This is a genomic window from Tropicimonas sp. IMCC34043 (assembly GCF_003390845.1).
Lineage (GTDB): Bacteria > Pseudomonadota > Alphaproteobacteria > Rhodobacterales > Rhodobacteraceae > Tropicimonas.
Genome location: NZ_QMEK01000005.1, coordinates 249551 through 262820, shown reverse-complemented (window position 1 = coordinate 262820; position 13270 = coordinate 249551). Strand labels below are relative to the sequence as shown.

The following is a 13270-nucleotide window of genomic DNA, read 5'->3' as shown; positions in this document are numbered from 1 at the left end:
TAACCCACCGACCTATTCGCGATAAAACCAGTCATCCCATCGCGAAAACTCTGGATACCACAGCTTGTAGCCTCGGCCCTCAAGCAGTGCGCGGGTTTTCTCTCGCTTGTCTTCGTCGCCGGCATGTTCCACTGCCAAAAGATGGACGTCGAACCTGTCGAAGTCGAACTGGCTGAGAATCTCAAATTCGGACCCTTCGGTGTCAACCGACATGAAATCGATCTTGTTCGGCGCGCCGTGTCGCAGGAGAAGGTCTTGAAGTGACACTGTCTGCACATCCACGATCTGCATGTTCTTACGATTTCCGTGACGCTCGTGGACATCGTTGGGGACGAATTCACTTACTCGGGACAGTTCGGGTTCGTCCATCACACATTGAAAGGTAACCGTCTTGCCGGAGACTGGAAAAACGCAATCCGTGTCGATCGAAACCTTTCGGTTTTGTTTGAGACGATCGATCCAGTTCGGGTTGGGTTCAGCCAGAATTCCGTTCCAGTCGTAATCCCGCTCGAGCAGGAGCGTATTGCTGAGCGAGATGCCATCACACGCGCCAAACTCGACGAAGTAGCCCATGCGCTTCTCTTTGGTCATAAAAAGGACCCAAAGATCTTGGAGGATTTGGGCATGGCTACGGTCTATGTTAGCTATTGCAAACGAAAAAAACTCGATTAGGTCCCGTGTCTGGCCACGTCCTTCTTTTTGCCGCTCAAGCAGTTCGATGAACAGAAGATTGAAGAATTCGCGTTCAGTTGCCTGCAACGCGGAGGTATCTTCGCTCTTCGCCTGCGCCAACCCCTGACCGACTTTCCATTCGAACCAGTCGCATTGAAAGACAGTGGGGGCCGCGGCATTCCCGGGTTCCTGAATCGATCGTTGCTCTGCAGCATCGGTCGTCAAGGGCTTGTTCGCAGGCCCAGGATCGTCTGCCGCCGTGTTTGGTACCACCACCGGCGAATTCATATGCAGCGGTGAATAGTTAAAGCGCTCGAAATCGTCGCGGTACATCTCATAGATCAGTTGCTCCTCCTGGGCACTTATTTGCGCCAGATCCGCTCCGGTGGCGTGTCTTGCCGTAAAGGCGCTATTTTCCCCCAGGTCAAACCGCGTGCCTGGATAGAGATGGTACAGGATGGTCTCCAGGTCTTCGCCAAATGTCTCGAAGCGGCCAACGAAGTCGAAATTCACATGGCCAGAACCAAGCAGGAAGTTCTGTGTCATGAAGTGGATATCTCGGCCGATGTCACCCAAGTCCTTCATGCGCTCAAGCACCTCAAGCAGACTGGGGTCGTCCTCCGCTTTCAGACCGATGCGAAAAAGATGATGTTCCCGTTCCGGATTGTTGAGGTTGGCATATTTGTCCCTGTAGGCAGAGATGGCACGCCGGGTCGGATGGCGAACAAACCCGAAACGGGAGAATGAGGCGCCAAACAATGCCTCTGCGCGATCTTCAGGCGACATCGGCCCAAGCTGCAGCAAGGGCGAGCGGCCGCGATCGTGGACCAGATATGGGTCCGGTCCGAAGTCGATCTTTCTGCCGACATACGCTTCCTGCATGAGAAGTTTGATTGTGGTGCAGCCGACCTTAGGCGTCTCGAAATAAACCACCCTGCGTTGGTCGTCGACGTTGACAAGGTAATTGATCCATTTGGGTTCAAAACCCAGGTACTTCGCCACGTCTTCAAGCGACATTTCTGACGCCTTGAGAGGAGGGGTTATATCGTGAAAAACTAACATCTCGCTGCCAGCACACGCTTTCGCGGCTCCGAATGATTGTCGTTCACATCGAACGTTCTCCCGCTTACTCCCTCGTCTGCCACACAATCAACCCTCTTTCGGGCTTGACAATGGGGCATGGGTTTACGGCCACTGCTCGCCCCCCCCCGGAAGTTCCCTGAATCCAAAGTAAAGTCTGCCCATCCACGAAAGAGCGCGCGAAGAAGGAAATCCGCCTCACCGAAGCGCAGATTATCGGGACGATCAAGCGGCAAGAGGCCGTGATGCCGACGCTGAATGAGGTGCCCCTATTACCTAGACGCCTGCCTCGTTCAGTTTCTGCTGTCTGGTCGCGAAGTCAACGGGTGACAGCATGCCGTTGTTCGTGTTTTTGCGCTTCGGGTTGTAGAACGTCTCGATGTAAGAGGTGGTCGTGGTTTTTCGACCAGCTCGCTACCGCGATTAGCTATAGCATTGGTTTCATGTCAGGCGGCAGCTTTCAGGTCCGGGGCTTGAGTCTCGATGTTCCGGAATACGCTGACGAGCGGCACTTCATGGCCCAACTTGTCGATCTCAAGGCCCCAGAAATGTGCGCCAACGCTTGCCTCCATGGCGACGACACAAGATGGCACCTGACTGAAGAACCCCAGCAACTGCGCTCGCCGCAGTTTGTTGCGCAAGACCGCTCGACCTGTGCCGTCAGTTCCATGAACCCGAAACACGTTCTTCGCCAGATTAAGCTCTACTGTGATAATCTCCGATATGATCGTCCGCCTTTGTGGTTCATCGCAGACCCACGTTGGCACATCGATGCCGCCGTGGCGCGATCACATCATCGACGCCCTGCAGCGGCCTTCGCGCGAATGTCGGCTCCGGCGGGCACTACTCCGTGTTCGGCGTAGCCCCTGAGTGCGAGCAGGAGTTTCCGAGTCGTCGCCACGATCGCGATCCGATGCGGACGTGCGGCCTGCATCCCAGCGTCGTTCTTGCGTACTGGAGCAGACCGTCTCGGCAGCGCAGTTTCGCTATCACGGCGTCCTCACATTGCCGTCGACCGGCGAAACCGGCTAGCCTGTATCCAGACTCTTTGTGGAGGACTCCCATGACCCGACATCTGCTTCTGACCTCTCTTCTGGCACTCGCCGCGGGCTCTGCCACGGCCGACGAGATCCGCGTGTTGAACTGGCAGGGCTATGGCACCGACCTCGACTGGGCGGTCGAGGCCTATGCGGCAGCGACCGGCAATACCGTGCTGCACGAATATTTCACCTCCGAACAGGAGATGCTGACCAAGCTGCGCACCAATCCCGGCGCCTATGACGTGGTGCTGATCAACGCCGCCTTCACCCGGCAGGCGAAGGACGAGGGGCTGATCGGGCCGATCGACACCACATCCATGACGAATTTCGAAAATATTTCCAACGGCTTCACGACCGACAGTGAACTGGTGATCGAGGATGCGGTCTATGGCGTGCCATGGACCTGGGGACTGACCTCGTTTGCCATCAATACCAATGCCTTCGAGACCGCTCCTGACACGATACAGGTATTCTGGGACCCCGCCCACAAGGGCCGGGTGTCGATCCGCGATGACGCGCTCGAGGCGGTCCAGTTCGGAGCGCTGGCGACCGGACAGAACATAAACGATGTCAAGGATCTGGATTCGGTAGAGAAGAAGTTGAATGAACTGATGCCGCAGATCCGCACGTTCTGGAGCTCGGAGAACGACTGGAACCAGTATATGGCGGCAGATGAACTTGACCTCGCAACCTATTGGTCCGGCTCGGCGGCACGCTCGGCCGACATGGGGCTGCCGGTTGCCTTCGTGGTGCCGAAGGAGGGAGCGGTTGCCTGGCTCGACGGGCTGTCGATCCCGGCGAGTTCGACCCACAAGGACGCCGCCACCCAGTTCATCGACTGGATGATCGACCCCGATTTCTACACCAGATGGGATGCCGAAGGCGCGCCTGCCTCGGCCAATGCCGCCGCAGCCGAGGCGCTCGCGGACACATCGTTCAACAAGCGGGTGCTGGGCGATCCGGACGTGGTGGCGCGGGTGCAGTTCCAGAAGCCTGTCGATGATGCGACGCGCGAGACGTACCTTGAGCTCTGGCAGGGCCTGAAAGCACGGCAATAGGACCGGGGATGGCGCAGGCGCCGATCCCGGGCGACGGACGGCGGGCGGCGGGGCTGCTCGCGCCCGCCTATCTGTGGCTGACGCTCGCGGTCTTCCTGCCGCTGTCGGCGATGCTGTTTTTCAGCTTCCTGACCGCGGCGCCCTTCGGTACAGAAAGCCCGCGCGCAACGCTTGAGAATTACAGGGATTTCTTCGAGACACCGACCTATGCGCTGTTGCTGTGGAAATCGATCCGGCTCGGGCTTTGGGTCACCTTGCTCTGCGTCCTGATCGGCTTTCCCTGCGCGCTGGTGCTGGCCCGCCAGATCAGGGGTCGGGCGCGCGAGGCGCTGTTTCTGCTGGTGATCCTGCCGTTCTGGTCGAATTCTCTGGTCCGGGTCTTTTCCTGGGCCATCGTGCTGCGCGGCAATGGTGTGCTCGACCGGACGCTGGACGCGCTGCTGCCCTTCGATGTGCGGCTGGGGCTGATGTTCACGCCGGCGGCCGTGGTGATCGGGCTGGTGCATTCCTATCTGCCCTACGTCATCCTCACCAGCTATCTGGCGCTGCAGGCGATCGAGGACGACATTTTCGACGCCGCCCGCGCGCTTGGCGCCGGACGGATCACCATCCTGCGCCGGTTGATCCTGCCGCTGTCGCTGCCCGGGCTGATCGCCGGGGCGGTTCTGGTCTTCGTTCCCGTCGTCGGTTCGTTCATGGAGCCGCGGATCCTCGGCGGCCGGTTCGGCACCTATTTCGGCACAGTGATCGAGGATCAGTTCGTCGCCGTCTTCAACTGGCCGCTCGGGGCCGCGCTGTCGTTCATCCTGCTGGCGGTGGTGCTGGCGATCCTCGGGCTTTCCAGCCCGGTGCTGCGGCGGGGGCTGACATGACCGGACTGCGGCTTGCGGGCCTGATGTGGCTCGGCCTCGTGCTGATCTTCCTCTATGCGCCGATCCTCGTCATGGCGGCGATGAGCTTCAACGCCTCGCCGTTCTATCAGCTGCCGTTCGAATTTTCGGCCCGCTGGTATCACGATCTGGCGGAGAATGCGGCGATCCGGAACGCCGCGACCCGGTCGGTCCTGATCGCGGTTGCGACCACGATCATTGCCACGTCGCTTGGGACCGCGGCCGCGCTGGCGCTGTTTCGCCATGACTTTCGCGGAAAGCGCCTGCTGAAGCTGTTGCTGTTCCCGCCGATCGCGATCCCCTGGCTGATTACCGGCACGGCGATGCTGATCTTCTTTTTCGCCATCGGGCTCGGGCGCGGCACGCCCGCGGTGCTGATCGGCCATGTGGCGCTGGCGCTGCCCTATGTGATTGTCGTGGTGAATGCCCGGCTCGCGGGGTTCGACATCACGCTGGAGGAGGCGGCGCGCGCACTTGGTGCCGGGCCCTGGACCGTCACGCGGCGGGTGACACTGCCCGCCATCGCGCCCGGGATCGTCGCCGGGGCGCTTTTTGCCTTTGCGGTCAGCTTCGATCAGTTCGTGGTGTCGTATTTTCTGTCGAAACCGGGGGATTCCACGTTGCCCGTCCTGATCTATACCGCGATCCGCAAGGGCTTCACGCCCGAGATCAACGCCGTCTCGACCCTGATCATCGTCACCTCGATGGCACTGATGCTGGTTGTCGCGCGGTTCTTCAGCTTCGGGGGACATCGCTGATGGCCGAGGTTTCAGTTGCGGGCGTCACCATGCGGTTCGGCGAGATGACCGCGCTTGACGACGTGAGCCTCGATTTCGTCAATGGCGGGTTCTTCGCGCTGCTGGGGCCGTCGGGTAGCGGCAAGACCACGCTGTTGCGGGTGATCGCGGGGTTCCTGTTTCCGCAGGCGGGCAGGGTGCGCATCGCCGGCCAGCCGGTCGAACGGGTGCCGGTCGAAAAGCGCGAGATCGGCATGATGTTCCAGAACTATGCGTTGTTCCCGAACCTGACCGTGGCCGAAAATGTCGGTTTCGGCCTGCGCGTGCGCCACGTCAGCCGGGCCGAGGAGCGCCGCCGGGTCGGCGAGGCGCTGGATCTGGTGCAGCTTTCAGGCCTTGGCGCCCGGCGCCCGCGCGAATTGTCGGGCGGTCAGCGTCAGCGGGTGGCGCTGGCGCGCGCCATCGTGACGAACCCGAAGGTGCTGCTGCTGGACGAGCCTTTATCGGCGCTGGACAAGGCATTACGGGTCGACATGCAGATAGAACTTAAACGTATCCAGCGCGAGGTCGGGATCACCACGATCTTTGTCACCCACGATCAGGAAGAAGCCCTGACGCTGGCCGACCGGATCGGTATCCTGCGCGACGGAAGGCTGGTGCAGGCAGGGCCGCCGCGCGAGGTCTATAACGCCCCCATCGACACCTTCACCGCAAGATTTCTGGGCGAGGCCAACCTGTTGCCAGATCCGCTTCCAGTGCCGCTGCCGGATGGCGCCCGGCTGTCGCTGACCTCTGCCGCGGCCCATGCCGTCCGGCCCGAGGCGCTGACGCTTTCGCCGGGCCCGATCGCGGCGGCCGAGAACCTGCTGCCCGGGCGGCTGGTAAGCCGGGTCTTTGCCGGCTCGATGGCCACCTGCATCGTCGCTGTCCTGGGCGAGACCTGGAAGGTCGTCGCGCGCGACCGCGACCTGCCGCAACTGCCTGAAAACACAGAGGTCTGGCTTGGCTGGGCCAGGGCCGACACGATCCCCATCGACCGGGCATAGAGGCTTTCGGACAGATCAGACGTCACCTCGTAGATCTTTAAAATACGCCATAATAACAATTAGTTTGCAGCAATACTAAATGTTATGAATGAACAAAACCGGCCTGCCTCAGAAGTCCAGCCCCAGATCCAGCGTCGGCGCCGAATGGGTCAGTGCGCCCGCCGAGATGAAATCGACGCCGGTCGCGGCAACCTCGGCGATCCGGTCGAGCTGCATGTTCCCCGAGGCTTCGGTCACGAGCCGCCCCGCGACCAGATCGACGGCCCGGCGCAGGGCCGCGCAATCCATGTTGTCGAGCAGCACGGCCGTCGCACCGCCGGTCGCCAGAGCCTCGTCGAGCTGGTCGAGCCGGTCGACCTCGATCTCGATCACCATCATGTGCGAGGCGGCGGCGCGGGCGGCCTGCAGCGCCGGACGGACACCGCCTGCGGCGGCGATGTGGTTGTCCTTGATCAGGATCGCGTCCGACAGCGAGAACCGGTGGTTCGCGCCTCCACCATGCAGCACGGCGAGTTTCTCGGCGATCCTGAGGCCGGGCGTGGTCTTGCGGGTGCAGGTGATGCGCGCCTTGGTACCACGGGTCTCGGCCACAAAGCGCGCGGTCAGGCTCGCGATCCCCGACAACCTGCCGGCAAAATTCAGCGCCACACGCTCCCCCGACAGGATCGCGGCGGCGTCGCCCTCGATCACCATCAGCACGTCGCCGGGCCCGCAGGGGCTGCCGTCCGGCACCCGGGTGGTGACGGTCAGCGCGGGATCGACAAGGCGGAAGGCCAGCGCCGCGATCTGCATTCCCGAGACGACCCCTGACGCGCGCGCCCGCAGCTCGGCGCGATAGCGGGTGCCGGAGGGAATCACCGCCCGCGTCGTGACATCGCCATAGGCGCCAAGATCCTCCAGCAGCGCGCCGCGCACCATGGGTTCGAGGATCAGGTCGGGCACGTTCGTCGGGGTCATTGAGGCTCCTGCTCTGTCTTGTCCCGCAGCGCCAGCGCCGCCTGCAGGGTCAGCATGGTGCGGGTCGCTTCGGCAAGCGGCCGGGGAAAATCGTCGCGGCAATGGGCGCCACGGCTTTCCTGCCGCAGCAGGGCGCCAGCCGCAATCAGTGTCGCGGTCGCGGTCATGTTGCGAAAGCTCTCGTCCGTTCCATGGTCGCGTTCGAGCTTCGCAATCGCGCGCAGCGCGGACGTCAGGCCCGCAGCATTGCGGATCACCCCGACCTTGTCGGTCATCACCTGCCGCAGCGCCGCCACCGCCGCGTCATCCGCAGGCTCGCCTCCGGTTTCAAAATCGACGACAAGTTCGGGCAAGGTATCGGGCGCCGGGCCAAGCACCTCGGCAATATCGCTGGCGGCACGGCGACCATAGACCATCGCCTCGAGCAGACCGTTCGAGGCCAGCCGGTTGGCACCGTGCAGCCCGGTCGAGCCCGCCTCACCGCAGACCCAGAGCCTGCCAAGGCTGGCCCGGCCGCGGTCGTCGGTGCGGATGCCCCCCATGTGGTAATGCGCGGCAGCGGCAACCGGAATCGGCCGGGCCACCGGGTCGATGCCGTTGCGCCGGCACGCCTCGGCCACCGCCGGGAACAGCGTCTCGACCCTGTCCCCAAGGGCTGCACGGGTGTCGAGCATCGGGCGCAGCCCCGCCTTGGTCTGGGCAAAGACCGCGCGGGCGACGATGTCGCGCGGGGCAAGCTCGGCGTCGGGGTGCTCGGCCGTCATGAACCGCTCGCCCAGACGGTTGACCAGCACCGCGCCTTCGCCGCGCAAAGCCTCGGAGGCAAGCGGGGCAGGGTCCTCGCCCACGTCGATGGCGGTGGGATGGAACTGCACGAACTCGGGATCGGCAATCACCGCGCCAGCGCGCGCGGCCATGCCGATGACCTGCCCGCGGATCCGCGGCGGGTTCGTGGTGATCGCATAGAGCCCGGCCGATCCGCCACCGGCAAGCAGGCAGGCCGGGGCGCGGATCAGAACCGGGGCACCGCCCGCGGCATCCGATGGCTGCACGAAAACACCTGTCACCGCGCCATCCTCGGTCGAAAGCCCGACGGCCATCACCCCTTCCAGAACCTGCACCGACGGCAGTTCCGCGACCGTCGCGATCAGCCGGGCCATGATCTCGGCGCCGGCCTGATCGCCCTTCACGCGCACGACGCGGGCAAAGCTGTGGGCGGCCTCGCGCGACAGCACATAGCTGCCCGCCCCGGTGCGGTCGAACGGCGTGCCAAGCGCTGTCAGACCGAGGATATGATCGCGCGCCTCGGCCGTGACCGAGCGGGCGACGGAGGGATCGACGGTGCCTGCGCCCGCGCGCGCGGTGTCGGCGGCATGGCTTTCGGCGCTGTCCTCGGGGTTCATTGCCGCCGCGACCCCGCCCTGCGCCCAGGCCGAACTGGCGCCAAGTCCCAGCGGTTCGGGCGAGATCACAAGGACCGGGCGCGGGGCAAGGCTGATGGCGGCATAAAGCGCGCCAAGCCCGGCACCGAGGATGACGACCCGGTCTGTCGAAAGCGGGTTCACGCGGCCGACGGGCTCAAAGGCCAAGACGGCGCGACAGGTCGATCATCCGCTGGACCGCGGCGCGCGCGGGCACCGCGACCGCCGCGTCGATCTCGACGCTGGTGGTCATCGAATGCAGCGACCACAGCACCTTTTCCAGCGTGATCTTCTTCATGTAGGGGCAGATGTTGCAGGGCTTCGAGAAGGCCACGTCGGGCAACGCATCGGCGATGTTCGAGGCCATCGAGCATTCGGTGACCAGCATCGCCTCGGCCGGGCGGTTGCGCGCGACCCAGTCGAGGATGCCGCTGGTCGAGCCGGTGAAATCGGCCTCGGCCACCACCTCGGGCGTGCATTCCGGGTGGGCGATGATCGCGACCCCGGGATGGCCGTCGCGATAGGCGCGGATGTCCTCGGCGGTGTAAAGCTCGTGCACGATGCACGACCCCGGCCAGAACACCACCTTCTTGGTCGAGGCATTGGCGACGTTCTGCGCCAGATACTGGTCAGGCGTCATGATGACGGTATCGGACTCCATCGCATCGACAATCTGCAGCGCATTGGCCGAAGTGCAGCAGATGTCCGAGGCGGCCTTCACCTCGGCCGTTGTGTTGACGTAGGAGACGACCGGCGCGCCGGGGTATTGCGCCCGCATTGCGGCCACGCCCTCGGCAGTGATCGAGGAGGCGAGCGAACAACCCGCTTCGGTGTCGGGGATGAGAACGGTCTTGGCGGGGTTCAGGATCTTCGAGGTCTCGGCCATGAAATGCACGCCGCACTGGACGATCACCTCGGCCTCGACCTCGGTCGCTCGGACGGCAAGCTGCAGGCTGTCGCCGACGAAATCGGCGATGCCATGATAGATCTCGGGCGTCATGTAGTTGTGGGCAAGGATCACCGCGCCGCGCTCGCGCTTCAAGCGGTTGATCGCGGCCACATAGGGCGCGTGGATCGCCCAGTCGGGCAGCGGAACCACCCGCTTCATCCGGTCATAGGTATCCTGCATCTCGCAGGCCAGATCGAGCGATGGCGCAAGATCGTAGTGCTCGCGCAGGAGCGCGCCCTTGTCAGACATGTCAAGCACCTGGTCGCGCCCTCTCCCCAGTCCCCGGCCATCCGGCACAGCTTTTGCCCGGCAGCCCCGAATTTCGGTCCCTAACACCCATTCCGCGGGAGGATCAATGTGCGGACGTCGCGGAAACCGGCGATGGCATGGTTCCGCGGGCAATCCCGGGAAAGATGCCGGCCAAAGGTTGCCGGCCGCGGTGACAAAAGACCGAATTTTGGGCATTTCCCGCCGGGCTTGCTTTGCCACGCCTGCTGCCGTTGCAATCCCCGGTCCGGTGTTCGATTAGAGGAAAAGGTCAAGGCACCCGTTCATGGCGGGCAGATAAAATCAGACAGGGAGACAGTTCATGTCGCATCATTTCGTTCTGGCGGGGTGCCTTGCGGCAACGCTCGCCCTTGGTTCGGCGGCTTCGGCCCAGGATTATGTGGCCAAGATCGGCCATCTGGAATCGCCGGCGCAAAGCCGCAACGTGATGCTCGAGAAGGTCGCCGCCCTCGTCAACGAGCGGACCGGCGGCGCGGTCGAGTTCCAGATCTTCCCGCAGGGCCAGCTGGGCAACCAGCGGCAGATGACCGAAGGCGTGCAGCTTGGCGCGATCGAGGCGACGGTGTCGCCCGCGGCGTTTCTGGGCGGTTTCAACCCGCTCGTCTCGGTGCTCGACATCCCCTATCTGATCCCGGCCGACGGCGACGCGGCACAGGCGCTGCGCCAGGGACCGTTCGGGCAGGCGCTGCTTGCCTCCTTCGACGACAAGGGCGTGAAGGCGATTGCGCTCTGGCCCAACGGGACCAAGAACTTCACATCGAACAAGCCGCTTGACGACATCGCGGAATTCGCCGGGCAAAAATTCCGGGTGATGGACAGCTCGATCCTGATCGAGCAGTTCAGTGCCCTTGGCGCCTCGGCCATCGCGCTGCCCTTTGGCGAGCTTTACACGGCGCTGCAAACGGGCGTCGTGGACGGCGAGGAAAACCCGCTCGACACCATCCTCAACATGAAATTCTACGAAGTGCAGGATTACCTCGTGGTGTCGGAACATGGCGCCATGGAGGATGTGGTGCTGTTCAACCCGATGTGGTGGGAGAGCCTGCCCGAGGAATACCGGACCGTCATCGTCGATGCCTTCAACGAGGCGGTGCCAGAGCTGCGCGCCCACAAGGCGGCGGCGGTCGCGGCGGCACTCGAGACCATCGAGGCGAGCGACACCAACGTGCGCATCGCCTCGCCCGAGGAGCGTGCGGCGTTCCGCGATGTGATGTTCGCCCCGGCTTCGCAGGCCTATCTCGACAAGACCGGCGAGGATGGCGCGACGCTGTTGCAAATCTACGCGGACGAGACCGGCAAGTGAGCCGGGCCCCAGGCGCCGGCCCCGGCGGCCGGCCGCTTTTCACAGGCAGGCCATGACCATCCTGCGCGTTCTGCGCCTGGCCGAACGGTCGCTGCTGGTGCTGATCCTTCTGAGCATGGTGGCGCTGTTCTTTCTTGGCGTCGTCACCCGCGAGGTTGGCGGCGTCTTTGCCAGCCGCTTTGCCTGGATCGAGGAGGCGACGCGGATCCTCAACATCTTCCTCGTCTTCCTCGCCCTCGGTCTGGCGCTGGAACGCGGCAAGCAGGTCAGCATCGACACGCTGCAGAACCGGCTGCCGCCAGCCGCTCTGCGAGTGCTCTGCGCGGTGATCGACACGGTGGGGCTGGTGTTTTCGGTCTATATGTCCTGGCTCGGGCTGCAACTGGTCGCCTTCGTGCTGAAGACGGGCCAGACCAGCCCGACGCTCGGCCTGCCGATGGGCTGGGTCTATATGGCGCCGGTCATCGGCTTTGCGCTGCTCGCGCTGCGCTATGGCCTGCGGCTCGCCGGGGTGATTACCCGCCACCAGACCGGAGGGGCGTGAATGCTGATCGCGATCATGATCCTCGCCGCGGTGATGCTGGCTGCCGGGTTCGAGATGTTTCTGGTGCTCGGCGTTCCGGCGCTGGCGGTGAAGGCGGCCTATTTCCCGAAACTTCCCGACCCGGTGGTGATCCAGAAGGTGTTCGGCGGCATCGACCACGCGACGCTGCTCGCGATCCCGTTCTTTATCTTTGCCGCGAACCTGATGGCCTCGGGCCAGATCGCGCGGCGTCTGGTCGGCGTGATCCAGGCGATGGTCGGGCATCTGCCGGGCGGCATCGGCCTGACGGTCGTCGGCGGGTCGATGGCCTTCGGTTCGGTCAGCGGATCGGCGCCCGCAACCGTCGCCGCCATGGGGCGGATGGTCTATCCCGAGATGCGGGCGGCCGGGTTTTCAGATCGTTTCAGCCTGGGCCTGCTGGTGGCGAGCGCCGAGACCGCGCTGCTGATCCCGCCCTCGATCACCCTGATCATCTATGGCTGGATGACCGGCACCTCGATCGCATCGCTGTTTGCGGGCGGACTTGCCATCGGGCTGTTTCTTGGCCTCGCCTTCGCGCTGTTCGTGCTGTGGGAGGCGCGGCGGGATGGCGTGAGCGTGGCAGAACAGCAGATGTGGGCCGCGCGGGGCCGCGCGATCCTTGACGCGAAATGGGCGCTGGGGATGCCGGCAATCATCCTTGGCGGGATCTATTCGGGGCTGTTCACCCCGACCGAGGCCGCCGCCGTCAGTGCGGTCTATGCCATCATGGTCGAGGCCCTGATCCACCGCGAACTGACGCTGCGCGACCTGTTCCGGATCACCGAGGAAAGCGCCATCGCCACCGCGATCATCTTCGTGCTGCTGGCGATGGGGGGGCTTTTGTCGTTTTTCGTCACGCTCGCCCGGGTCCCGACCGAGATCATCGGGTTTCTCGAGGCGATCCACGCCGGGCCGGTGCTGTTCCTGATGGTGGTCAACATCACCTTCCTGATCGCCTGCATGTTCATCGACCCGAATTCGGCGCTGCTGATCCTGGTGCCGCCGCTGTTCCCGGCCGCCATGGCGCTTGGCATCGACCCGGTGCATTTCGGCATGGTGGTGACGCTGAACATCTGCATCGGAATGATCACGCCACCCTTCGGGCTCGACATCTTCGTCGCGTCCTCGACGCTTGGAAAACCCGTGATGAGCATCGTCGCGGGCGTGTTTCCCTTTGTCGTCGTCAACCTGATCGTGCTGGCCTTCGTGACCTATATCCCCGGCCTGTCGCTGATCGTGCCGCGGCTGCTGGGGGGATAGGGCA

At 63.7% G+C, this 13270-nt stretch carries 11 protein-coding genes and 1 pseudogene; 7 read left to right on the top strand and 5 right to left on the bottom strand.

Features of this window, described 5'->3' with window-relative positions:
• Nucleotides 1-12: 12 nt before the first annotated feature.
• Both DQG17_RS17410 and DQG17_RS17405 read right to left on the bottom strand, forming a co-directional pair.
• A complete protein-coding gene (locus tag DQG17_RS17410; RefSeq protein ID WP_198666172.1) occupies nucleotides 13-1689 on the bottom strand; it encodes a sulfotransferase family 2 domain-containing protein in 1677 nt (558 codons plus the stop codon).
• 563 nt (nucleotides 1690-2252) lie between these two features.
• Nucleotides 2253-2477: pseudogene (locus tag DQG17_RS17405) on the bottom strand (IS110 family transposase); the annotation flags it as partial.
• 338 nt (nucleotides 2478-2815) lie between these two features.
• Between DQG17_RS17405 and DQG17_RS17400 the strand changes: the two are divergent.
• From DQG17_RS17400 to DQG17_RS17385, 4 genes are read left to right on the top strand one after another with little or no spacing between them, the layout of a single operon-like run.
• Nucleotides 2816-3850 carry a PotD/PotF family extracellular solute-binding protein gene (locus DQG17_RS17400; RefSeq protein ID WP_116134146.1) on the top strand — a complete coding sequence of 345 codons (1035 nt, stop codon included), beginning with the start codon at nucleotides 2816-2818 and terminating at the stop codon, nucleotides 3848-3850.
• Nucleotides 3851-3858: 8 nt separating this feature from the next.
• Nucleotides 3859-4722, top strand: coding sequence for an ABC transporter permease (locus DQG17_RS17395; protein ID WP_116134145.1), 864 nt, complete (start codon nucleotides 3859-3861; stop codon nucleotides 4720-4722).
• Nucleotides 4719-5498, top strand: a complete 780-nt coding sequence (locus tag DQG17_RS17390) for an ABC transporter permease (protein ID WP_116134144.1) — start codon at nucleotides 4719-4721, stop codon at nucleotides 5496-5498. Before DQG17_RS17395 ends, DQG17_RS17390 begins: the two co-directional genes overlap by 4 nt.
• Nucleotides 5498-6523 carry an ABC transporter ATP-binding protein gene (locus tag DQG17_RS17385; RefSeq protein WP_116134143.1) on the top strand — a complete coding sequence of 342 codons (1026 nt, stop codon included), beginning with the start codon at nucleotides 5498-5500 and terminating at the stop codon, nucleotides 6521-6523. Before DQG17_RS17390 ends, DQG17_RS17385 begins: the two co-directional genes overlap by 1 nt.
• Nucleotides 6524-6631: 108 nt before the next feature.
• Here DQG17_RS17385 and nadC read toward each other — a convergent pair whose 3' ends face one another.
• From nadC to nadA, 3 genes are read right to left on the bottom strand one after another with little or no spacing between them, the layout of a single operon-like run.
• Nucleotides 6632-7480 carry a carboxylating nicotinate-nucleotide diphosphorylase gene (nadC, locus tag DQG17_RS17380; protein WP_116134142.1) on the bottom strand — a complete coding sequence of 283 codons (849 nt, stop codon included), beginning with the start codon at nucleotides 7478-7480 and terminating at the stop codon, nucleotides 6632-6634.
• Nucleotides 7477-9045 carry an L-aspartate oxidase gene (locus tag DQG17_RS17375; RefSeq protein ID WP_116134177.1) on the bottom strand — a complete coding sequence of 523 codons (1569 nt, stop codon included), beginning with the start codon at nucleotides 9043-9045 and terminating at the stop codon, nucleotides 7477-7479. The genes nadC and DQG17_RS17375 overlap by 4 nt, the downstream gene beginning before the upstream one ends.
• Nucleotides 9046-9058: 13 nt before the next feature.
• The gene (gene nadA / locus DQG17_RS17370; RefSeq protein ID WP_116134141.1) at nucleotides 9059-10099 is read right to left on the bottom strand and encodes a quinolinate synthase NadA; all 1041 of its coding nucleotides are present in this window, start codon (nucleotides 10097-10099) and stop codon (nucleotides 9059-9061) included.
• A gap of 340 nt (nucleotides 10100-10439) precedes the next feature.
• Here nadA and DQG17_RS17365 point away from each other — a divergent pair, with 340 nt between their 5' ends.
• Genes DQG17_RS17365 through DQG17_RS17355 form a run of 3 tightly spaced genes read left to right on the top strand, consistent with a single transcriptional unit; the run spans nucleotide 10440 to nucleotide 13266 of the window.
• The gene (locus DQG17_RS17365; protein WP_116134140.1) at nucleotides 10440-11441 is read left to right on the top strand and encodes a TRAP transporter substrate-binding protein; all 1002 of its coding nucleotides are present in this window, start codon (nucleotides 10440-10442) and stop codon (nucleotides 11439-11441) included.
• Nucleotides 11442-11493: 52 nt separating this feature from the next.
• Complete coding sequence (locus DQG17_RS17360) at nucleotides 11494-11985, top strand: TRAP transporter small permease (protein WP_116134139.1); 492 nt, start codon at nucleotides 11494-11496, stop codon at nucleotides 11983-11985.
• Nucleotides 11986-13266 carry a TRAP transporter large permease gene (locus DQG17_RS17355; RefSeq protein ID WP_116134138.1) on the top strand — a complete coding sequence of 427 codons (1281 nt, stop codon included), beginning with the start codon at nucleotides 11986-11988 and terminating at the stop codon, nucleotides 13264-13266.
• Nucleotides 13267-13270: the final 4 nt, after the last annotated feature.

Bases quoted from the DNA above. Each gene is read 5' to 3' on its own strand.
- DQG17_RS17400 (WP_116134146.1), top strand. From the start codon at position 2,816: ATGACCCGACATCTGCTTCTGACCTCTCTTCTGGCACTCGCCGCGGGC.
- DQG17_RS17410 (WP_198666172.1), bottom strand. From the start codon at position 1,689: ATGTCGCTTGAAGACGTGGCGAAGTACCTGGGTTTTGAACCCAAATGG.
- DQG17_RS17395 (WP_116134145.1), top strand. From the start codon at position 3,859: ATGGCGCAGGCGCCGATCCCGGGCGACGGACGGCGGGCGGCGGGGCTG.
- DQG17_RS17390 (WP_116134144.1), top strand. From the start codon at position 4,719: ATGACCGGACTGCGGCTTGCGGGCCTGATGTGGCTCGGCCTCGTGCTG.
- nadC (WP_116134142.1), bottom strand. From the start codon at position 7,480: ATGACCCCGACGAACGTGCCCGACCTGATCCTCGAACCCATGGTGCGC.
- DQG17_RS17355 (WP_116134138.1), top strand. From the start codon at position 11,986: ATGCTGATCGCGATCATGATCCTCGCCGCGGTGATGCTGGCTGCCGGG.
- DQG17_RS17360 (WP_116134139.1), top strand. From the start codon at position 11,494: ATGACCATCCTGCGCGTTCTGCGCCTGGCCGAACGGTCGCTGCTGGTG.
- DQG17_RS17385 (WP_116134143.1), top strand. From the start codon at position 5,498: ATGGCCGAGGTTTCAGTTGCGGGCGTCACCATGCGGTTCGGCGAGATG.
- DQG17_RS17365 (WP_116134140.1), top strand. From the start codon at position 10,440: ATGTCGCATCATTTCGTTCTGGCGGGGTGCCTTGCGGCAACGCTCGCC.
- nadA (WP_116134141.1), bottom strand. From the start codon at position 10,099: ATGTCTGACAAGGGCGCGCTCCTGCGCGAGCACTACGATCTTGCGCCA.